Annotated in this window: 17 protein-coding genes; 11 read left to right on the top strand and 6 right to left on the bottom strand. The window is 73.1% G+C overall.

From position 1 onward, the window contains the following. Nucleotides 1–209: 209 nt before the first annotated feature. The gene (locus tag PUR61_RS08095) at nt 210–1,037 is read left to right on the top strand and encodes an oxidoreductase (protein WP_329877205.1); all 828 of its coding nucleotides are present in this window, start codon (nt 210–212) and stop codon (nt 1,035–1,037) included. Nucleotides 1,038–1,247: 210 nt separating this feature from the next. Here the strand turns inward: PUR61_RS08095 and PUR61_RS08100 are convergent, their stop codons facing one another. The 3 genes from PUR61_RS08100 to PUR61_RS08110 all read right to left on the bottom strand — a co-directional run bounded on the left by PUR61_RS08100 (nt 1,248) and on the right by PUR61_RS08110 (nt 4,819). Beyond that, nucleotides 1,248–3,104, bottom strand: a complete 1,857-nt coding sequence (locus PUR61_RS08100) for an acyl-CoA dehydrogenase family protein (protein ID WP_329877207.1) — start codon at nt 3,102–3,104, stop codon at nt 1,248–1,250. A 215-nt stretch (nt 3,105–3,319) separates the two neighbouring features. Then, entirely contained in the window at nt 3,320–3,562 is a 243-nt protein-coding gene (locus PUR61_RS08105) for a hypothetical protein (RefSeq protein WP_329877209.1), read from the bottom strand. A 387-nt stretch (nt 3,563–3,949) separates the two neighbouring features. After that, entirely contained in the window at nt 3,950–4,819 is an 870-nt protein-coding gene (locus PUR61_RS08110) for an LLM class flavin-dependent oxidoreductase (RefSeq protein ID WP_329877211.1), read from the bottom strand. Between the two features lie 183 nt (nt 4,820–5,002). Here PUR61_RS08110 and PUR61_RS08115 point away from each other — a divergent pair, with 183 nt between their 5' ends. Together PUR61_RS08115 and PUR61_RS08120 are read left to right on the top strand one after the other, a co-directional pair. Then, entirely contained in the window at nt 5,003–6,073 is a 1,071-nt protein-coding gene (locus PUR61_RS08115; protein WP_329877213.1) for an alpha/beta hydrolase, read from the top strand. Between the two features lie 74 nt (nt 6,074–6,147). Further along, nucleotides 6,148–6,642: a hypothetical protein gene (locus PUR61_RS08120; protein ID WP_329877215.1), complete on the top strand. Its 495-nt coding sequence runs from the start codon at nt 6,148–6,150 to the stop codon at nt 6,640–6,642. Nucleotides 6,643–6,891: 249 nt separating this feature from the next. Here PUR61_RS08120 and PUR61_RS08125 read toward each other — a convergent pair whose 3' ends face one another. Then, entirely contained in the window at nt 6,892–7,596 is a 705-nt protein-coding gene (locus PUR61_RS08125) for a TetR/AcrR family transcriptional regulator (protein ID WP_329877217.1), read from the bottom strand. Nucleotides 7,597–7,702: 106 nt separating this feature from the next. Between PUR61_RS08125 and PUR61_RS08130 the strand changes: the two genes are divergently transcribed. From PUR61_RS08130 to PUR61_RS08155, 6 genes are all read left to right on the top strand, one after another. Next, nucleotides 7,703–8,434: a DUF4386 family protein gene (locus tag PUR61_RS08130; protein ID WP_329877219.1), complete on the top strand. Its 732-nt coding sequence runs from the start codon at nt 7,703–7,705 to the stop codon at nt 8,432–8,434. A 144-nt stretch (nt 8,435–8,578) separates the two neighbouring features. After that, on the top strand, nt 8,579–9,526 hold the full coding sequence (locus tag PUR61_RS08135; protein WP_329877221.1) for an NAD-dependent epimerase/dehydratase family protein: 948 nt from the start codon (nt 8,579–8,581) through the stop codon (nt 9,524–9,526). A 962-nt stretch (nt 9,527–10,488) separates the two neighbouring features. Further along, nucleotides 10,489–12,846: a protein translocase subunit SecD gene (secD, locus tag PUR61_RS08140; RefSeq protein ID WP_329877223.1), complete on the top strand. Its 2,358-nt coding sequence runs from the start codon at nt 10,489–10,491 to the stop codon at nt 12,844–12,846. A gap of 471 nt (nt 12,847–13,317) precedes the next feature. Further along, nucleotides 13,318–16,107 carry a DUF6493 family protein gene (locus tag PUR61_RS08145; RefSeq protein ID WP_329877225.1) on the top strand — a complete coding sequence of 930 codons (2,790 nt, stop codon included), beginning with the start codon at nt 13,318–13,320 and terminating at the stop codon, nt 16,105–16,107. Nucleotides 16,108–16,555: 448 nt separating this feature from the next. Continuing rightward, complete coding sequence (locus PUR61_RS08150) at nt 16,556–17,173, top strand: hypothetical protein (RefSeq protein ID WP_329877227.1); 618 nt, start codon at nt 16,556–16,558, stop codon at nt 17,171–17,173. A gap of 55 nt (nt 17,174–17,228) precedes the next feature. Then, on the top strand, nt 17,229–17,867 hold the full coding sequence (locus PUR61_RS08155) for a hypothetical protein (RefSeq protein WP_329877229.1): 639 nt from the start codon (nt 17,229–17,231) through the stop codon (nt 17,865–17,867). A 146-nt stretch (nt 17,868–18,013) separates the two neighbouring features. On the opposite strand, the gene PUR61_RS08160 is transcribed toward PUR61_RS08155, so the two are convergent. After that, nucleotides 18,014–18,322 carry a hypothetical protein gene (locus PUR61_RS08160; protein ID WP_329877231.1) on the bottom strand — a complete coding sequence of 103 codons (309 nt, stop codon included), beginning with the start codon at nt 18,320–18,322 and terminating at the stop codon, nt 18,014–18,016. Nucleotides 18,323–18,686: 364 nt separating this feature from the next. Between PUR61_RS08160 and PUR61_RS08165 the strand changes: the two genes are divergently transcribed. After that, complete coding sequence (locus PUR61_RS08165; protein WP_329877233.1) at nt 18,687–19,133, top strand: nitroreductase family deazaflavin-dependent oxidoreductase; 447 nt, start codon at nt 18,687–18,689, stop codon at nt 19,131–19,133. A gap of 173 nt (nt 19,134–19,306) precedes the next feature. Next, entirely contained in the window at nt 19,307–20,593 is a 1,287-nt protein-coding gene (locus tag PUR61_RS08170; RefSeq protein WP_329877235.1) for a phytase, read from the top strand. Between the two features lie 147 nt (nt 20,594–20,740). Here the strand turns inward: PUR61_RS08170 and PUR61_RS08175 are convergent, their stop codons facing one another. After that, the gene (locus PUR61_RS08175; RefSeq protein ID WP_329877237.1) at nt 20,741–21,343 is read right to left on the bottom strand and encodes a TetR/AcrR family transcriptional regulator; all 603 of its coding nucleotides are present in this window, start codon (nt 21,341–21,343) and stop codon (nt 20,741–20,743) included. Between the last annotated feature and the right edge of the window lie 20 nt (nt 21,344–21,363).

Raw genomic sequence — 21,363 nt, forward strand, 5'->3', positions numbered from 1 at the left:
CGTCGTCAAACGCGCGATCTCCAAGTACAACGCCAAAGGCACCATCGACCGGACCAGCTACAAAGCCACCATCAGCATCGACATCCTGACCACACCAGACCCGTGACAGGAATCCGCAAGCTCTATCTACACGGCATTGGATCTAGACCCGACTCTAGGGTCTAGCGTCGAGCCGTCGGCCCGTCGGGTCGACGGAACAGGGGAGAAGCATGAGTATCTGGTTTGTCACCGGGGCATCGCGGGGGCTCGGCGCGGAGATCACCCGCGAGGCACTGGACCGGGGACACAGCGTGATCGCTACAGCGAGGGACGTGTCGGCGGTGCTCGATGCGTACCCGCACCAGCCGGACGGACTGCTGGCCGTGAACGCGGACGTGACCGAACCGGAGCAGCTGACGGCCGCTGTGGAGGCCGGGCTCGCCCGGTTCGGCCGGATCGACGTCGTGGCCAACAACGCCGGGTACGGACTCGTCGGCGCGATCGAGGAGACCTCGGACAAGGCCGCTCGGGCACTGTTCGACGTCAACGTGTTCGGCGTGCTCAACACGCTGCGGGCGACCCTGCCGACGTTGCGCGCCCAGCGATCCGGACATGTCCTGAACATCAGCTCCGTGGCCGGCTTCGCCACCGCACCGGCGACGGGCCTCTACGGCGCGTCGAAGTTCGCCCTCGAAGGCATCTCCGAAGCACTCCACGGCGAACTCGCCCCCCTCGGAGTCCGCGTCACGATCATCGAACCGGGCGGCTTTCGCACGGACTTCCTGGGCAGCGCCAGCCTCCGGATCGAGCCGGCCACCATCGCCGACTACAGCACCGCCGCGGGACCGGTGCGCGAGGCACTGGTCCACAACGACGGCCGGCAGCCGGGCGACCCGGCGAAGGCCGCCAGAGCCATCGTGGACGTCACCGAGACCGCCGAGCCTCCGCTGCGCCTGCAGTTGGGCGCAGACGCGGTCGAGCGTGTCGAGGCGAAACTGGATCTTGTACGGCGTGAACTCGACCAGTGGCGCCACGTAGCACTCTCCACCTCCGTCTGACGGACGAGCGGTCGCCCCGGCCGCCGCCCGCTCGACGGCCGAGCCCGGTCGGTTGAGCGCCCGAGGCTTCCCCCTCCACCGGTCCCCACGATGCCGGACGGTGGACGCGCGAGGCCCTCGCCAGGCGCCCTCCCAGGGGCGCCGGGCGAGGGCCGTTCCGCTGTCGGACGGCCGCGTGCCGTCAAAGCCCTCCGTCAGGCATATCCTCCGTCAGGCGCCCACGGTGAGGCCCCCGTGGGCAGGTGCGTCCTCGAAGGCTTCCTGGTAGTCGGCGTTGGCGATCGGACGCAGGGCGAAGAATCGTTCCGGCAGATCGAAGGCGTCGACCAGGGTGAGGGACTGGTCGGCGAGCCGGGCGATGGCCTGCTCGATCAGGTCGGGCAACTCGTCGAGCCGGGCGGCCGTCAGGTGCCGCTCACCGTGCAGCGTGCCGCTGCGGGCCTGGAGGCGCCGCAGGGTGAACACGAGGTGCAGGTCCAGGAGCGCCGCGCGGGCCTGCGGATCGGTGGCGCGCACCGCCCAGGCCAGCAGGGCTGCCCCGGCCTGGTGCTCGGCCCGGGCGGTGACGGCGTCCAGAGCGGCGGGAGCGGCGGCGTTCCAGCGGCGCAGGCCGTCGCCGGCGGGTGCCTCGCGAAGCCGGGCCCGCGCGCGGACCAGCAGGAGGTGCTCGGCGGTCTGCAGCAGTCTCTGACGGACGGCCGGGTCGCTCAGGCTGCCCTCGGTGGCGCCGGCCGGCGGCGGATCCCGGTCGAGCAGCAGTTCGGCCCCGGTCTTCGCCCAGAGCGCGAGGTTGTCACCTTCGGCGGTGATCGTCCCTTCGACGTCGATGGCCGCGGAAACGATTCCGTTGACGGGGAGGAGGCCCTGGGCCCCGCAGCGCTCACGGCACTCGATCAGCAGGGCACGCGCCTGCCAGGTGATCCAGCCCTTCGCCACGGCGACCTGGCGTTCCGCGACGGTGACGGCCTCCGGGTCCGTGCGGTCGCGCTCGGCCCACCGGGCGGTCGCCACCCGGTGCAGTGCCGTCATCGCGTAGGCGGTGGCGAGCCCTTCGACCAGCGGGCCGTGGTGGGTGCGGTGCGCCCACACGGGTACCCGGCGGTCCGGCCGGGCACCGGTCACCCGGCGGTGGTGGGCATAGCGGACGGCGGTGGCCAGCGCGGCCCGGGCGACGCCGATCCCGCTGGCGCTCATGCAGAGCTTGCCGAGGGTGACCCGGCCGATTCCGGTGAGGAACCGTTTCCGCTTGCTGCCCATCGCGCTGGTGAAGGTGCCGTCGTCCGCGAGCCGGCCCTGCTCGCCGGTCAGCAGCGCCTCGTACGGCAGGCGGACCTGGTCGAAGGAGGTCAGGCAGTGGTCCACCGGACTTCCCGGGCGCAGCGGCAGCGGTCGCACGGTGATCCCGGGCAGGGTGCCCCGGTGGTCGGCGAGCGGGACGAGGAAGAGGAACACGCCGTGGTCGCGGCCCTCGACCAGCAGCCGCGCGGCCACCACGGCGGACTTGGGGCCGCCGGCCAGGCTGGTGTTGGGCATGAACTTCCGGGCGCCGCCGTGCGGGGTGTGCAGGGTGAACGTGCGGTCGGCCTGGTCGTAGGCGGCGGTGGTCTCCAGGGCGGTGGCGTCGTTGCCGTGCGCGAGCTCGGTGCAGAGGAAGGTGCCGATCCGGTCCATGGCGGCGTACTCGGTCAACGGCCGCTTGGGGTGGGGGTCGTGGTCGAGCAGGCTGCCGAGGAAGAGATTGTAGTGAATGCCTGCCAGGACGGTGAGCGCGCCGTCCAGTGGGCCGGTCCACTCGTGGAGGGCCGTCAGCCGGTAGGGGTCGCGGGAGAGTTCGAAGGGGTCGGTGATTCGGTTCAGACGACGCAGACGCCGGTAGGAGGCGTCGAGCTGGTCGGAGAGATCGGTCTCGTGCTGCCGGTGCATCGACGGGTCGGTGGCTAACTCCTGCCAGGGGCCGTGCACCTGGGCCCGGTCGGCCCCGAAGAGGAGATGGCGCAGCTCCGTGACGGCGGGGTCGGGGGTGCCGGGTTCGGCGTCGGCACTGCGGGTGCCGGGAATGGGGATCATGTTCTCACTAATGGCTCGCCCCTCGCGGATGACACGGTGTTGTGATCAAGGTCACCCGGGGTGGCCGTTCCCTGCCTGCCTGTGACCGCCCGCCCGGTCTGCGGACAGCAGGCCGAACGCCGATCCCCGCGCCCGCCCGCTCCCGGTGGCGGGCCGGGAGCCCGCCACCTCGCGGTTCGGGTGACGGGCTGCCAGGGGTGGATCCGCGAAGCGGGTCAGTCCCGCAGGGCGAGCACCAGGGCCGGGACGACGAGCAGGAGTAGCAGCCAGGGTTCGGCCAGGACGACCACTCCCAGGCCGGAGTAGGCCGCGATCTCCGCGGCCCACTGCCGGGTGCGCCGACGCTTCTTCACGGCCTTCTTGTCGGCCTTCCGGTCCAGCTTTCCGTCGTGCTTCTCGGCGTGCGTCCCGTCGTGCTTCTCGAACGACTGCGCCAGCTCGTCTCGGTTGTCGAACATCGGGTCCTCCATCGAATGGTCGTGATCTGGGATGCGGTGCTGCGGTTGGGGAGTGGAGCCTCGGGGTGTCGGCGCTCGCGATCCAGGGGCCGTGAATCGGGCGACGCCGGGGTGCTCCTGTCGACGGCGGTGTCAGTGGTGCGTTCGGCGGTGAGGGGTCATGCCTGACCGATCATGCAGCAGACTAGGTGTGGTCAATCACTTACTCCCTTGCCTGATCGGATGGCCGTCTGCGGGCTGCCATCTTGTCGGACGATTGAACCCGTAGGAGTAGGGGGTTAGGGGGTTAGGGGGTTGACGTCGCCGTTCCGTTTGCTTGTGAGTAATCAACCACTCATTCTTTGGGGCGTCAACCCTTCAGCGCTTCCCGGCGGGCACTGACGGTCCTCAGCTGCCGAGGGCTGCCATTACCTCGCGGAGCTGCGCGAGCGGCTCGGGACCGCAGATCCGCACCACCACCGTCTGCGCGCCGGCGTCCGCGAGCGTGTGGAGCGCTGCGGTGGCCTCGGCCGCCGTGCCCCCGGCCGCGAACGTCGCTGACTCCTCGCGCCCCAGCCACTGCGCGTGTCCCGCGACGGCGTCCCGCAGGGCCGGCGCTGCCACGCCTCCCACGCCCACGAAGGTGAAGGCGGTGATCGTGTAGTCCGCGCCCGCGCCGCCGCGCTCCGCGGCGGCGCGGACCGCGCGCAGGTCCGCCGGGCCGTGGCCCTCGGCCACGAGCGTGCCCTGCGCGGCGCGGCCGGCCAGCTCCAGAGACTTGGGCGAGACGACGCCCGCAATCACCGGCGGCACCGCATTCTTCGCCGGCGGGTGGACCAACTCCACCCCGTCGATTCGCAGTTCACGCCCGTCCACCGTGACGCGCTCGCCACGCAGCAGGCCGCGCACCGCGTTCAGGGTCTCCTCCAGCAGCGCCAGTGGCGACCGTGGGGCCACACCGACCTGCTGCATCCACTCCCGCGCACCGTGACCGATCCCGGCCACCAGCCGGCCGGGGAAGACCCTGGCCAGGGTGGCCACCTCCATCGCCAGCAACGCGGGGCTGCGCAAGGGCGCGGGCGCGATCCCGATGCCGACGCGGAGCCGCTCGGTCGCGCCCAGGGCCACCGCCGCCGCCGAGATCCCGCCGTTCCACCCCAGATCCTCGACGACCCACAGGTCGTCCACCCCCAGCGCCTCGACCTCGCGCGCGAAGGCGGGCAGCCCGGCCGGGTCCCAGGAGCGGTCGTACATCACACCGATACGAAAGGCCGTCATAAAGGGTCAAGCTATATGGCGGGCATGGTCGCCGCCTACCTCATGGTCCAGCCCACACCGGCACCGCCCGGCGCCCACCCACGCCGTGATCCCGGACAGGTTCTCGGCCCTCGGGTGCTACGGCGAGCTCCGGAGCGGCCGGCGGCGGGTGGTCCGGGCAGGAGTCCGCCCTGCGGAGGAGACATGACGCGACAGGCCGGTACGTCCCTCAAGAAGTCGGGGCCCGCTGCCGAGAAGGCGGATGTGACCTACTCATCGACGCGCCGTGCGCTGCTGACCGGTGCCGCCCTCCTCGCGGCCGGCGGACCATCGGTGCCGGCCGCCGCCTCGCCTGCCCGCACGACCGGCCGGGCCATCAGGGAACGACAGGTGGACGACCGGCTGATCGAGCTGACCGTCGACTCCGCGGCCCTGGGCCGCACCGTCCCCGTCGCCCTCCTGACCCCTCGCGGCTGGGACCGCCGAATGCCCGGCGACCGGTGGCCCACGCTCTACCTCCTGGCGGGCGGCGACGGCGACCACACCACCTGGGCCACCATGTTCAAGGTTCAGGAGCTGGCCGAACTCCACGACGTCCTCGTGGTCATGCCGGCCATGCCGCTCTTCGGTTTCTGGACCGACTGGTGGAACCACGGCCGGGCCGGCGGACCCCTGGTGCGCACCTACTTCCTCCGCGAAGTCATCCCCCTGGTCGAACGCGACTACGGCGCCGGACCCTGCCGCGCTGCGGCCGGAGAGTCCCAGGGCGGCTTCGGGGTGTTGGGCATGGCCGCCCGAATCCCGGGCCTGTTCGGCGCCGTGGCCGCCTTCAGCGCCCCCTTCCACCCCGTCCGCCACCCGGAGATGTGGCTGTCCGGCGCGGCCTACGTGGGCCTGGACGGCTACGCCATCTGGGGAGACCCTTGGAAGCAGTGGGACGTCTGGCTGGACTGGGACCCGTACTACCGGGCCGAAGGGCTGCGGAACACGCCCGTCTACCTCTCCTCCGGCGACGGCACGCCCGGCCCGCTCGACGCCGACGAGCCGGAGGTCCACATCCCCGGCACCGAGAAGTGGATCGCCCTGTTCCCCGACGACGTCGTCTCCGTCACCGAGGCCGCCTGCGGCTTCGAGGCCCGGGCGCTGGACCGCAGGCTCAAGCGCCTGGGGGCACCGGTCACCACGCACGTCTTCCCCGGCACCCACACCGGAACCTACGGGTACCGCGAACTCCGCCACGCCCTGCCGATACTGCTGGACGCCCTCCGCCCGTAGCGGCGGCACGGGGGCGCACACTACAGCTCCGATCAGTGACGAGCTGCCAGTGGCTGGTCTGGTTGGATACGGGCATGAGCAGCGGCAGCCACCGGGAATCAGGCCTTTCCAAGAGTGTCTGGAGTGACACCGACTTCGAGGAGATGGGATGGCACGACGCCACCATCCACGGCCTGCACGTGCAACAGACCGACGACGTCCTGCCGCGGCTTCTGTTCGACCTCGACTACATCGTTCGCTGGGTCCACCCGGTGCGGCCGGCGAAGAGTTTCTCCTTCTGGGTCTCCCCGGCGACGCTGGTCTTCGAAGAGGTTTGGGAGCTTGAAGGGGAACTCGGATTCAAGGACTCGTCCCCGGAGCTGGAGATCGCCGACGTGCACCAGTTGGTCCCGGACGACAGCAGGAAGGACCTGCCGCTCTGGCACATCGAGGGTCACGCCTTCGACCTGAAGTTCCGCGCGTCGGGCTTCCGCCAGTACGTCCGACATGCCCCGCGACTCACCCCGGGCCCGGTCCTGTCCAGCGCCGCGCGCGGAGGCTGCTGCTTCACCGAGATCGGGTTCAGCTGAGCAGGTAGGGCCCCCACCGCAGCCCCGGCGTCGCCCCCGGTTCGTTTCCCGGCGGCTGCGGGGGAGGGCTGCCTGCTCGTTGCCGGGTTGTGGGCTTGTAGGGGCGGGTGGCGCCGACGGGCGAGGCGGGTGCTTCGCCCGTGAGCGGTGTCCGCCTCCCGCGCTGACACGGACGGCCGGAGCCTCGCCCTCGGCTCGGCCGATCCGGTGTGGGCGTGTGGGCCCGGTGGGCCCGGTGGGGGCGGTGCTTCAGCGGGGGGCGGATGCGGGGGAGAGCCCGATCTCGGCGAGGAGCAGCCGGAGTTGCTGCTCGGCGAGATCGGCCGTCGCGTTTCTCAGCCAGCGGAGGTGGCCGAAGGCTTCGAGGATGACGAGCCCGTGCAGCCTGGTCCAGGCTCCGAGGATCGCGGCCGCGGCGGCGGTCGGGAGGCCGGGGTCCAGTTCGGCGGCGTAGCGGGCCAGGGCCGGGTCGGGTGCGACGTCGTCGGGCAGGCGTAGCCGGCCCTCCTGCCAGGCCTCGACGAACAGGGGCGCGAGTGCCCCGCCGACGCGTCGGGTGGCGGTGCTGGTCGGGCCGTCCGGTGGGGCGGCGTAGCCGGGGACGGGGGTGCCGTAGATCAGGCCGAACTCCTGGGGATGCTCGACGGCCCATCGGCGGTAGGCGGCGAGTGCGGCGAGCAGCCGGTCGGCCACGTCGGCGTCCGGGTCGGCGTCGCGGGCCTGTTCGAGGGCGTCGCCGAGCCGGTCGAAGGAGTCGGTGATCAGCGTGGTCAGCAGCGTGTCGCGGCTGTCGAAGTAGCGGTAGAGCCCGGCGGGGCTCATGCCGAGGTCGGTCGCGACCGTGCGGAGGGAGAGCTGGGCGGCTCCGACCTCGCGCAGTTGGCGCAGGGCGACGGCCTTGATCTCGTCCAGGGTCTCGGCGCGGAGCCGTTCACGGCGGGTGGGTGAGGGCATGCGAACACTCTAGCAAAGTGCGACTGCCGTTTACATTGCGAACACTGCTCGCTAAAGTGCGAACACCAGTCGCACAGTGAACGCCACTCGCAAGGAGTTCGTGTCCATGTCCGTGACCCATCACCCGGTCCCTCTGTCCGGCGTCCCGCCCCGCGCCTTCGACCCCCGGCGCACGGCCGCCGTTCTGCTGGCCGTCGAGGGCCTCCTCCTCATCGTCCCGATCGTGGTGCTCGGAGCCGCGATCGGTTGGCCCGCGAGCCTCGACGACCCCGCCGCCATCGCGCTGCCGCGGCTGCTGGAGAACGAAGGTGCCGTCCGCGCCGGATACGCCGTCTACCTGGTCTACTCGGTCCTGTTCCTGCCGGTCGCGGTGTGGACCGGCAGGGCCCTGACCGGCGGTACGGAGAGCCTGCTCACGCGTCTGGCCGTCGGGTTCGCCGTCGCCTCGACCCTCGCCCGCACGATCGGCATCTCGCGCTGGCTGCTGGCGATGCCCGGCCTCGCCGAGACCTACGGCGCTGCGTCCGACGCGGCCGCACGCGAGGCGGTCGCCGTGCAGTACCAGGTGCTGAACGACTTCGGCGGCGGCGTCGGCGAAGTCCTCGGCGTCTCGCTCTTCGCGGTGGGCTGGCTCGTGTGCGCCTCGGTGGCCGCCCTGCGCGCCCGCACCGCACCGCGGTGGCTGCTGATCGCGGCACTCCTCACCGCGGCAGGTCTCGCCCTGCCGCTGGTCGAACTCGCCGGCGCCGATCCGGGCGCCGCCACCTCGATCGGTTCGGCCCTGCTCCAGCTGTGGTTCCTGGCCGCTGCCGTCGTTCTCGCGCGCCGGGCCCGCTGACCTCGCCGCTCCTCGGAGCCCCGGCGGCGGCTCCCCTCGGGGCCGGCGGCGCGGTGGGACCCGCCCCGCCGACCTCGCCGCCGACGCCGGCGCCACCACCACCGAACCCGTCGTATCCCAGCCGTCCCATCGAAGGAGCGCACCATGCCCACCCCTCTGCACGTCGTCCTCGGCGCCGGCGGCGGCATCGGGTCCGCCGTCGTCCGCGAACTCGTGCGCGGCGGCCACCGCCCCCGCGCCGTCGGGCGCACGCCGATCGACGTGCCGGCCGGCGTCACCTCCCTCACCGCCGACCTGACCACCACCGAGGGCGCCCGCGCCGCCTTCGCCGGCGCCGCCGTCGTGTACCACTGCGCCCAACCCGCCTACCACCGATGGCCGCAGGACTTCCCCGGGCTCACCGACGCCATCGTCGAAGGGGCCGCGGCGGCCGGCGCGAAGCTCGTGTTCGCCGACAACCTCTACCGGTACGGACCGATCGACGGGCCGGTGTCCGAGGAGACGCCCCAGCGACCCACCAGCCGCAAGGGCGCCGTCCGCAAGGCGATGACGGACCGGCTCCTGCGGGCCCATGACAGCGGACGCCTTCGCGTGACCATCGGCCAGGCCGCCGACTACTACGGTCCCGGCGGTACGAACAGCGTCATCGGCGCCGCAGTGGTGCCGGCCGTACTCGGGGACCGGACGGTCTTCTGGCCCGGGCGCCTCGACGTCCCCCGTACCCTGCACTACCTGCCGGACGTCGCGGGCGCGCTGGTCCGGCTCGGCGAGAGCGACGCCGCGGACGGGCGGGCCTTCGTCCTCCCCGCCGCCCCGGCGCTCACCCCGCGGCAGTTCATCGAGGAGGTCGCCGCGGCAGCCGGCACCCGCGCCCGCGTCCGCGCGACCGCGAAGCCGCTCATGCGACTGGTCGGACTGTCCAACCCCGCCGCCCGGGAACTGGTCGACATCTGGTACCAGTTCGACCGCCCCTGGACCGTCGACGACGGGCTGTACCGCCGGACCTTCGGTCCCGCCGAGGTCACCACGCCGCAGGAGGGCGCGGCTGCGACGGTCGCCTGGTACCGGGCCCGCACGGTGGCCCACGCCTGAGGGGACCCGTCGTCCTCGCCCCGACGTGCAGGTGCCGGGCCTGCCCCGGAGTGCACGCAGTCTCCCCACGTGCGGGGATCCGTCCGGCACGGTCGTCGTGCTGCGACGCGGGGCATTCGTCACGGACGGCGGTGTCGGCCGGGTTCTGGTTCGCCGAACGCGCCCGCGGTACAGGCCCGCCGAGGTGATGCCCCTGCGGCCCGCACGGTGATGCCCCCGCGCCCGCACGGCCACCGGCCGAAGGGGCACTCACCGTCGGCCGGGTGGACAGGAATCGGACCGCTGCACCGTCGGACGGCGTCGTCGCCTACAGTGAGTCACTCGCGGGAGGAGCGTGGTGAGGGAACGGGTGGTGAGAGCGGCCGAGCCGGGCCGTCGTGTCCGTCCGGGCACGGCGGTGGCGCTGCCGTGCGTACTCCTCGCCGTCTGGGCCCTGTGCCTGGTCCTGCTCGGTACGGCCCCGATCGCGCAGGCCGCCCCCGCGCCGGCGGTCCCCTCGGCCGCACCCGCCACCCCCGTGCCGGTCGGCCCCGCACGTCCGGAGGTCCGGCGCGGGCCGGAGCGCAGCGGCTCGGATGCCGCCCTGCAACGGACGACGGCCACGGAACCCGCCACGCGGTTGCCCGTTCTGCCGCCGGCCGTCCTCGCGTGCGCGTGCCCGGCCGGTCCCGCGCCCCTGACGGGGGCGTCCGCCCCGGGGCCGCGACAGGAACGGGCACCGCCCCACGGCGCGTACGACCCGCGGCTCACCCGCGGTCCTCCCTCCACCCGGAGCAGCTGACGTTCCACGCGCCCGCCGTCCCGGGAGCCGCGGCATGCCCGCGGCCCGGAACGAGAGGGATCCGGCCGTTCGACGCCGGAGGCTCCTTGCGGCGCGTTGTCCCCTTGCGTCCGCCCGTCCCCGGGAACGGCACCCGCCTGTCGGCGATGCCCGGATCCCGCGGACCGCCCGTGGAGAACCCATGTCCTCTCGTCGTGCCACGTTCTGGCGTGCGCTCCTCGCGCTCGCCGTCGTCGGCGTCTCGTTCTACGTCGCCCTGACCACACCCGCCCGCCTCGGCCTCGACCTGCGCGGCGGGACCCGTATCGTCCTGGAGACCCAGGACGCGCCCGGGGTGCGCGCCGACGCCGCCGCCACCGACCGGGCGCTGGAGGTGCTGCGCCGCCGGGTCGACGGCCTCGGTGTGGCCGAACCCTCGCTCGCCCGCTCCGGGGAGCGCCGTATCGTCGTCGAACTTCCCGGAGTCCAGGACCCGCGCAAGGCCGCCGAGGTCATCGGCCGCACCGCGCAGCTCACCTTCCACGCCGTCACCGGCGCCACCGCAGCCGCCGACGGACCGGTCGGGTCCCCGGCGGCGGACGGCTCGCGGGCCCTCGCCGATCCCGACGTACCCGGCAGGCACCTGCGCCTGGGCCCGCCTGCCCTGACGGGCGACGGGGTCAAGAGCGCCCGGGCGGTACTCGACACCCGGTCGGGCAGCGGCTGGGGCATCGACCTCTCCTTCCGAGGGGCGGCCGCCGACACCTGGGCGCGCCTCACCGGAGACGCGGCCTGCGCCGGGCCGTCGGACCCCGCCCGGCGGGTGGCGATCGTGCTCGACGACCGGATCGTGTCCGCGCCGGGCATGCAGGACAGCGTGCCCTGCGGCCGGGGGATCGCCGGCGGTTCGGCACAGATCACCGGCGCGTTCTCGGCCGACGAGGCCCGTGATCTCGCGGCGCTGGTGGAGGGCGGCGCCCTGCCCGTGCCGGTGAAGGCGATCGAGCAGAGCACCGTCGGCCCCTCGCTCGGCGCCGAGGCGATCCGGGCCAGCGCTCTGGCCGCGGGCATCGGCCTGCTGTGCACCGCGATCTTCATCATTGCCGTCTACCGGCTGCTCGGCGCACTCGCCACCATCGCGCTCGCCCTCTACGGCCTGATCTCGTACGCCGCCGTGGTCGCGCTCGGCGCGACCCTCACGCTGCCGGGACTGGCCGGCTTCGTGCTGGCGGTCGGCATCGCGGTGGACGCCAACGTGCTCGTCTTCGAAAGGGCCAGGGAGGAGTACGCCAGGCTCGGTGCCCAGTCCCGTGGACAGAAGCGCGGACCGGAACGCGGACCGGAACGCGACCTGCGGCGCTCGCTGCACACCGGGTTCGCGAAGGCGTGGAGTGCCGTGGCCGACTCGAATGTGACGACGCTCCTGGCCGCCGGGCTGCTCTTCGTCTTCGCGATCGGGCCGGTCAAGGGCTTCGGAGTGACGCTCTCGATCGGCGTGCTGGCCTCCATGGTCTCGGCCATGCTGATCACCCGGCTGCTCGCAGAATGGGCGGTACGGCGGCCCTTCGTCGCGCGGCGGCCGGCCCTGACGGGACTGGCGACCGTCGGCCGGCTGCGGGTGCGCCTGACCCGGCGACCGCCGCGGCTGATGCGCCACCGGCGGCGGTGGCTCGGAGTCTGCGCCGGGCTCCTGCTGCTGGTCCTGAGCGGCATCGGCGTGCGCGGCCTGGAGTTCGGCGTCGAGTTCACCGGCGGGCGGGTGGCGCAGTACACCGCCGCGAGGCACATCGACGCGGACGCCGCCCGTGCGGCGGTGATCGACGCCGGGTTCCCACAGGCGGTGGTGCAGACCACGGGCGACACGGGCGTGTCCGTCCGTACCAAGGAGACCGGCGACGACCAGCAGCAGCGGATCCGGGAGGCACTGACCGCCGTCACCGGGGAGGTGTCGGTGGAACGCGACGACCTGGTCGGGCCGAGTCTGGGCAGCGAACTGCGCACCTACGCCGTGATCGCGCTCGGGGTGGCTGTCGCGGCCCAACTCCTCTACCTCACGGTCCGGTTCCGCTGGACGTACGCGGCGGCGGCGGTGACGGCGATGATGCAGGACGTGCTGCTCGTCGTCGGCCTCTTCGCCTGGCTGGGCAAGCCCGTGGACAGTGTCTTCCTCGCCGCGCTGCTCACCGTGGTCGGGTACTCGGTCAACGACACGGTCGTGGTCCTGGACCGGCTGCGTGAACTGCGCCGCGGCGGCAGGTCGTCGAGCTGGCCGGAGCTCGCGGACCGCGCGGTGGCGCAGACGCTGCCTCGTACGGTGAACACCGGAATGGGCGCGCTGTTCGTCCTCGTGGCCCTGGCGGTCCTCGGTGGGGACTCGCTGACCGACTTCTCCGTGGCGCTGCTGGCGGGGGTGGTGGTGGGCACCGCGTCGACGGTGTTCACCGCGATGCCGGTGACCGTGCTGCTCCAGGAGCGGTACCCCGACCGGCCGCAGGACCCGGCTCGGCCGAGTGCCGGCCGAGCCGCGCCCGCACGCGAACGCAACGGGGCCGTCGTCTGAGCCGCGGTACCGGCCCGTCCTGACCGGCCGATCCTGACCGCCCGTTCGCGCGGCGGTCGACCACGGAGACTCCCGGGCCCCGGCGCACCGCACCCTGGCCGAAGCCGGTCACTGGTCGCTGCCCGGAGTCGGGGGTTTGTCCCGCCGGATCGGGGTGAGAAGAGGACGGGGCGGTCAGGACAGGGCCCGGACGGCGGGAATCCCCCCTCCCGCCGTCCGGGCCCGCACCGCTCCGGCGGTCCGGGCTCGTCCGGCAGCGCGGCCCACGGGCGGGTCGGCCCCTCGCGGGGTCGGCCCGCCGGTCCGTTTCCCGGTGGACACGGTCGGCAACGTGGTCCGCAGATCCCGTGGCACCCCGCCCCCTCCCGGGCACCCGGGAGCGTCGCCGCTGGTCGCACGTCCACCCGCGTACGCGGTTGTCGGTGGCGCGGGCTAGGTTCGTGATCATCAACCGGACCGAGTGGGGGCGCCGTGACCGACCGCGCAGACGAGACGATCAGCTGGGACGAGGTGCGCGCCCTCGTGGCTGCCCGGTTCCCGCACGGGGTGATCGACCGGCTCGGCCCGGTCCCCGCCGCCGAACTGCGTCACCTGCGGGCGCCGTTGCGCAAGCTCCGCACCGAGCTGGTGCGCGAGCTCACGGCGGGCGACCCCGGCCGGTACCGTGCCGCCTACGACCAGCTCGCCGCCCTGCAGTTCGCCGGGATCCTGTCCGCCGCGACCCCGGCCGAGGCCCTGGACTGGCTGACCTCCCGGCGCCTGCTCGACGTCTCCTGGCCGCTGCCCGGCGGAGGCGCCACCAGCCCCGACCACCACGTCGTCCTGAGGGCGCTGCTCGTGCCGCACCGTGACGCGGCGTTCCACCGTGAACTCGCCGTGCGGCTCGCCGAATGGCTGCCCGCGCGAGGCGACGCCAACCGCTGGATCGTCGCCCACGGCCTCGCCGTCTGGTCCGGCGCCGAGGTCCCCACCACCGACGGCTACGTGATCGGCTGGCTGCGCGAGGGCGGCCTGATGCACTACCACCACCGCGAGATCGGTGAGTGGTTCGCCGACCAGGGCCTGCGCGAGCCGGTGCCGCACCACGACTCGCTGCTCTCCTGGCTGCGTGCGCAGCCCCGGATCGGCGAGTTCGTCCGTCGGCTCTTCGAAGTCCCCGACGTCGGGACCGAGTTCGCCGACCGGTACGCCGCCGGCCACGGCCCGCAGAACCAGTGGCCGACGGCGCTCACCGCACTCGCGGGCGAGGGCCTGTTCGACCGCGCCGAGTTGATCGACCTGTGCCTCGGTCTGCTGCTGCGCGGTGACCGACCCGGCAACCTGCGCGGATTCCTCCAGCTCCACACGGCACTGGCCCTCGACGCGGAGGAGATCCTCGCCCGGGCCCGTGACCACGTCCAGCTGGCCGTCGACGGTGCGCCGGGTGCGGCGAAGGCCGCCCAGAAGGCACTCGGCTCCGTGAACGCGCGGCTGCCGGGAGACCTGCTCGCCGAACTCACGGCCGGGGTCCTGGCCCGACCGGAAAAGGCCCTCGCGACCGCCCAGTTGGGTCAGGTCGAGGCCGCGCTGCGCCGTGACCCGGCCGCGGCCGAGGACCTGCTGCCCGCCACCGTCACGGCCTTCACCCACCCGGCGCCCGCGATCCAGGAGCAGGCCCTGCGCCTGGTCGCGCGCTACCTGCCGCACGTCACGCCCGCCACCGCCGAAGCCGTGCGCGCCGCCGCCGACGGCCTGGGCCCCGCCCTTCAGCGCGACGCCCGCAGTCTGCTGGCCCTCACGGCCCCGAGCGCCGGGCCGAGCGAGGACATGCCCGTCGTGGCGGTGTACGGGGGCCCCGCCCCGCTGCCGGCCCCGCCCGCCGACCCCCTGGAAGCCGCCGAGCGGCTGAGTGCCGTGATGGCCGCCCGCCTGCCCGACCCCGGGGAGTTCGAGACGGTGTTCGCCGCCCTCGTCGCGGAGCACCACCGCGACGAGGCCGCCCTTCGCGACGCGCTCGCCCCCCTCGCCGAACGGCGGGACCGGGACCCGAACCGGCTGTTGGGCATCCGCAGCATCGAGGCAGCGCTCGGTTGCCTGCTCGACGCCCTCACCGGCCGTGCGAACGAGTCGGACCGGCACACCGCCACCCTGCTGGGCCTGCCCGCCTACGTCAGGACTCCGGCCGTGGCGCCCGCGTTGCGCATTCACGAGGCGGCGCGCCGGATCACCACCGCGCCGGTGCCGTTCCTGCTCGCGACGCCCACAGCGGGCGACGGCACGATCGACGGGGCCGTGCTGGTGGAGCGGCTCACGGCGTACCGGAACGCCGGTGCCCGGCCCTGGCCCGAGGACGTGGCCCAAGCGCTGCTCCGGGTGGCCCCGCACGCGCTGGCGGCGGTCCGCACCGCCGCCGGCGGGCTCGGCTTCGATCTGCCCGCAGACCCGGCGCCGCCCGCACCGCAGCGGTTCCACGTCCAGTCCCCGTTCCAGCCCGAACCGGTCGGCCCGCACGGTCGGCGCCCGCCCACCGTCCCGCGCATCGCACCGTTGCCCGTCGACGGCGCCGTCGTGGCGGACGCCGACGCCCTCGCCCACACCGACGACGCGGCGGTGCCCGAGGGTGTCACCGACCTCCTCCAGGCCGTCCCGGACCCCACCGAGCACGCCCGGTTCGTGGGCGTGCCGTCGCTCTCGACGACCGAGCTCCTCCACCTGGCCTGGCTGGCACCCTGGCACCCGGAGGCCGTCGCCGCGCACGGCCTGCCCTCCGTGGCGTTCCGCGCGGACCCGTCCGCTCCGCGGGGAGCCGACCCCCTGTTGCCCCGGTTCGCCGAGGCCCCGGGCGAGTTCGGACCGGTGAGTCACCTCCTGCTCGCCTACGGGCTGACCGCCACCCGTGCGGAGAGCCGCACCGCCGCGCTGGACTTCCTGCTGACGGCCACCGCACGCGGTCGGCTCCGGCCGGAGGTGCTCGGCGAATGGCTCGCGGCGCTCTGGCGTCTGTCCGTGGTGAAGCCGAACCGGATCCTGCCGGTCCTGGCCGATGCCGCGCGCAGCGGCGCGGGTCCGGCGGTATGGGCGACGCTCGCGGCCGTGATCACCGAGGCCGCCGACGAACCCGGGCGGCGCGCGCTGGCCGACGTCCTCGCCCTCGCCGCCGAGTGCGCGGCGGCCGAAGGCATCCGCACGACCCTCCCGGCCCTCGACATCCTGGCCGGATCCGCCGCACCCGGTCGCGTCCGAACGGAGGCGGCCCGCCTGGCCAAGATTCTTACGACGTAACCACAGCGGAGGCGCGCTACGGCGAGGGACCGGGGGAGCCGCCGCTCCGCCCGCCGCCCCGGCTGCGGTGCGGACGGCGGCCCCGCGCCGGGAGCCGCCGTCCGGGCCCGGACTCATCGTCCGCCTGCCCTCCGTGGCCGGTCGGGCCTCCAGGCCCGCGTGGAACTCCGCTTCGCCGGAGATGTGATCGCGACCGGTAGGGGCAGGAGCCGGGTGACGCCGTGGTGGGCGCCGCCGGTCAGGAATGACCGGCGGCACACCCGCGCCCGTCGGAGGACGGAGCGCGTCGGCGTCCGCATGGCCGTCTCGCAGGCACTGTCGCCCGGCGGCGGGGCAGGGGCGCCCTCACCTTCTTTGCCTCCCCTTGACGGAGATGCTCCGGATCCACCAGGGTGTGGGCAACTCCCTCGCACCGCCGCCCCATTGGCACTCCCCATCCGGAGACGGCATGCGCGCATCCACCGGCCCGACCCGCCGCACCGGCCGCGTCGGCCTGTTCCTCGGCCTCGCGGCCGCACTCGCCCTCGGCGGCTCCACCCTCGCGCCGGCCGCCTCGGCGGCGTCGCCCCTGCCGAACGTCGAGCTGATCGTCAACGGGCGTTTCGACTCCTACCCGTGGATCTGGGACTGCGAGGCGAACGCCTCGCGGAGCACCGTCCCGCACCAGCACCACATCACCGGCCGGCCGACCGCCACCAGCTACGCGGGCTGCACCCAGAAGGTCCGGGTCCAGCCCGATTCCCGGTACACCCTGAACGCCTCGGTGCGCGGATCGTACGCTTTCGTGGGCGCCTCCGGCGCGGGTGGTGAGAGCGCCGCCACCTGGTCGAACGAGAGCGAGTGGAACACCCTGACGGTAGAGGTCGCCACCGGTCCTGACACCACCGAGCTGACGGTCTACTTCCACGGCTGGTACGAGCAGGCCCCCTTCAGCGTGCGCGGGGTGTCCTTCGTCGGTCCCGGCATCCCCCCGAGCCCGTGCGGCGAGCCGGACCCGCAGACGGCGAGCCCCGGCCCGGGGTCTCCCTCGCCCAGCCCCAGCTGCTCGCGCACCTACATTCCCTGACCGCCCGAGGGCCCCCGCTCCCGCACCGTCCGGACACCCCCACATCGGAGACGCCATGCGTTCGTCCAGTCGCAACCGTAGTCGTAGCCGCAGTCGCCACGCCCATGGCGGAAGCCCGATCGGCGCCGCCCTCGGCGCCCTCGTCCTCGCCGGGGCGGCGGCCTTCGCCGCCGGCAGCTCCGCGTCCGCCCAGCCGGCACCCCTGGAGTGGATCAGGAACGGCGACTTCGGGAGCCCCCTGCCCCACGGCTGGTCCTGCGACGGCGACGTCGTCCAACTCGCCCGGGGCGTCGAGGGCCGGCCCGGCAGCCACGACTACGCCGGCTGCTTCCAGAAGGTCGCCGTCGTGGCCGGTACCAGCTACGACTTCTCCGCGTACGTGTCTGGCGCGTACGCCTTCGTGCGCATCACCGGCACCGGTACGGGCACGGGCGAGGTCCAGCTCTGGGCCGACGGGGCGGCGGACTGGACCGGTCTGCGGGCCAACGTCGCCATCGGGAACTCCCACGAAGTGACCGTCCACTTCCACGGCTGGTACGGGCAGGGGCCGTACCGGATCAGCCGCATCTCACTGATCGGGCCGATGTACCCGGACCCGTGCGCCACCGCCACACCCGGCCCGTCCGGAACTCCCACCTGTCTGCCGCGGCCGGTGGCACCCTCGGGAGGGCCTGAGGCCCCCACGGGTGCCTGAGCGGCAGCGGGGCACGGGCCCAGGCTCCGGCGTAGTCGGCTGACGCCCGGTAGGTGGTGATCTGTTGGCTGGTGGACCGGCGCACCGGGATCCCGTGGGAGACCGGTTGCCCGCCCGCGCTGCCGCGCCTTTTCGGCACGGCCCGGTCAGACAGCGGAAAGGTGCAGCTTGAACGGCGAACCGTTGGAGCTGGGCGTCCAGCCGTTCGACCGCGCGGCCCGAATACCTGCGGCGACTTCGCGCGGCAGGACCACCTCGGACGGCAGCATGGTCGGTTCGAGCACGGCCGGCCGACCGGTCTCCACGACGAGCGTCGTTCCGGGACAGGCCGCGTCCTCCACCATGTAACCCAAGGTGATGCCGTCGTAGTCGCAGCACGGCTTCCTGCTCACTCGCCAGCGGTACTCGACGCCGTCGACGACGATGCGGCGGGAACCCTTCTTCGCCAGTGCCACTCTTTGCCCTTCGGCCTACGACTGCTCGTACACGTCTGTCGCCAGTCTCCCTGGACAGCACCCGCATGTCACCGGGTTCGGCCCGGAACCGGCCACGCGGGGCGTCGCCGTCGACGCGGGTCGGCAGTCGGCGGACCGCCACCTCCGGACGCACTTCGGAGGCCGGCGGCGCGAACACGCGGGAGAGCACCCGATACCACACGTGGGTGGTACCCGATATGCTTCCTCACCTGGGAGGTGACTCCGACCGGGGTGGAAGCAAGGGCCTCGACAATTCTTCTTCTTGCTGGTCGTGGGCACTTCGCGTCGTACCTGACCGCCTGTCGGACACCGCACTTCATGACATGACGATGGGGTGAACGCGATGCCTCTTGAAGGCGAGTACGAGCCGGGTCCGGTGCAGTGGGTGGCCGATCAGGTCGAGTTGTACGAGAGTTCGGACGGCAGGCAGGGAGCGACGCTCTGGGACACGGGCCTGCCCGTCGTCATTCTCACGACGCGCGGCGCGAAGAGCGGCAAGATCCGCAAGACCCCGTTGATGCGCGTGGAGCACGAGGGGCGGTACGCGGCCGTGGCCTCGAACGGCGGCTTCCCGCGCCACCCGGTCTGGTACTTCAACGTCAAGTCCGACCCGCGCGTCGAGCTCCAGGACGGCGCCGTGCGGCGGGACATGACGGTCCGTGAGGTCACCGGCGACGAGAAGGCCGAGTGGTGGGATCGCGCGGTCGCCGCGTACCCGCCGTACGCCGACTATCAGAAGAAGACCGACCGGGTGATCCCCGTCTTCGTACTGGAGCCCCTGGTCGGTTGAGGCTCTGATGCTTCGTCACCTGGGAGGTGCCTCCGGGGTTCACAGGGTGGCAGAGAGTGACTCCCAGGGCTTCGCAACGTGTTCAGCTATCGGATACCATTTGGTCGCGGGGATGGCAGATGGGCCCGCGAGCGTCTTCCTTGTCAGGGCAAATCCCTCATAAAGGAAGAAACATGACGATACGTCTGGCCGCTCGCGCTTCCACGCTCGTGCTCTGCACAGCCCTCGCGGTCTCCGTCGCCCTCCCGGCGCAGGCCTCCTCGATCAGCAGCATCCGGCCCAAGGCCGAGACCGCGCCGCTGTACGACGACGAGGCCGGCGGCGACGCCAACGCGGACGACCCGGCGATCTGGCGCAACAACGCCGACCCGGGCCGCAGCCTGGTCGTCGCCACCGCCAAGCAGGGCGGCCTGCGGGTCTACGACCTGGACGCCCGTCAGGTGCAGTCGATCCCCGCCCCCGCCGGTCCGGGCGCCGACGACGCCCCCGGCCGCTTCAACAACGTCGACCTGGTGCAGGGGCTGCGCCTGGCCGGCAGCCGCGCCGACGTCGCGGTGGTCAGCGACCGCGGCAACGACCGGCTGCGGATCTACCGCATCGACCGGGACAAGCCCGGTGGCCCGCTCACCGACGTCACCGACCCCGCCGTACGCCCGGTCTTCTCCGCCGACCAGGCCGAGATCAACGACCAGAAGACCGCCTACGGCCTGGCCGCCTGGACGGACCGCAACACCGGCCGCTCCTACGCGGTGGTCAGCCAGCGCAACCGCACCCGCCTCGCCCTGCTGGAGCTGATCGCCACCCCGAACGGGACGGTGGACTACCGCCAGGTGCGCACCATCGACCTGCCGTCCTCCTTCCGTCTGCCGAACGGCACCTCCTGGACGCCCTGTGCCGAGCCGGGCGAACTGCCCCAGGTCGAGGGCATGGTCGTCGACCCCGCGGACGGCACCCTGTACGCGGGACAGGAGGACGTCGGCATCTGGCGCATCGACGCGGGCCTCACCGGCACGCCGACGCTGATCGACAAGGTGCGCGAGTACGGTGTGCCCGGCACGTACGACGAGGAGACCGAGGAATGCATGCCGGGCGCCGACCCGGGCTACGGCGGCAAGCGGCTGACGGCCGACGTCGAGGGGCTCACCCTGATCACCGAGCCGGACGGCGACGGCTATCTCCTCGCCTCCAGCCAGGGCGACAACACCTTCGTCGCCTACGACCGTGAGCGTGACGACGACAACGAGTTCGAGGGCGCCTTCCGCATCACTGCGGCCTCCACCACCCTCGACGGCTCCGAGGTCTGCGACGGCGCCGCCGCCCTCAACGCACCTCTCGGCGCGCGCTACCCCCACGGCCTGCTGGTCGTCCAGGACGGCCAGGAGACCCCTGCCGACGGCGACCGTGAGGCGACCGGCTTCAAGTTCGTCGACCTCGGCAAGGTCCTCGACGCCATCGACTGACCCGTCGCGGCGGGTACACGGTGTCCCCACCGTGCGCCCGCCGCACCTCCGGTCCTCCTGCCCGGGCCCGGCGGCTGCCCGCCCCCGGCCGCGCCTGCATGAGCCGGGCGGGTGGGCCGGTCCGTGGCGGCGCCGGGCGGTGAGTGGTCAGCGGTGCCGGCGGGCGGAGGCGCGCAGGTGGGCGATGCCGGAGTCGAGGGCCGCCTCAAGGTGGGCGGAGCTGCCCGTGGTCATGAGGATCAGTACGCCGCCCTGAATGCCGGCGAGCAGAGCCGCTGCCTCCCGGTCGGCGTCCAGTTCCGGTGCGATTCCGCCGTGGGACTGCATGTGGCGGATGCCGGTGGCGAGCTGGTGCTGCCACCGGTCGAGCAGTTCGCCGGCTACGACCCTGGCGGCGTCCGTGGTGCCGCCGAGCTGCGCCAGCGCGGTGTGGAGGGGGCAGTCACTGCCCCGGTCGCGGTAGCGGGCGAGGACCTTGTCGCGCCACTCGTCCCAGGCGGTCCAGGAGGTGAGGGAGCCGAGTTCGGGCTGCTGGTCGGTGATGACCTGGTCCGCCTCGTGGCGCGCCACGGCGAGGAGCAGGTCGTCCTTCCCACCGGGGAAGTAGTGGAAGAGCTGGCTCTTGCTGGTCGCGGTACGGGCCATGACGTCCTCCAACCGCACCGCGAACACTCCCTGTTCGCGGATCTGCTCGGCCGCGCCGTCGACGATGCGCTGCCTGGTCGCGGCGCCCTTGCGGGTCAGTGTCATGGATCCTCCCGGGGCGGGCT

It is taken from the genome of Streptomyces sp. BE20, from assembly GCF_036322525.1.
Lineage (GTDB): Bacteria > Actinomycetota > Actinomycetes > Streptomycetales > Streptomycetaceae > Kitasatospora.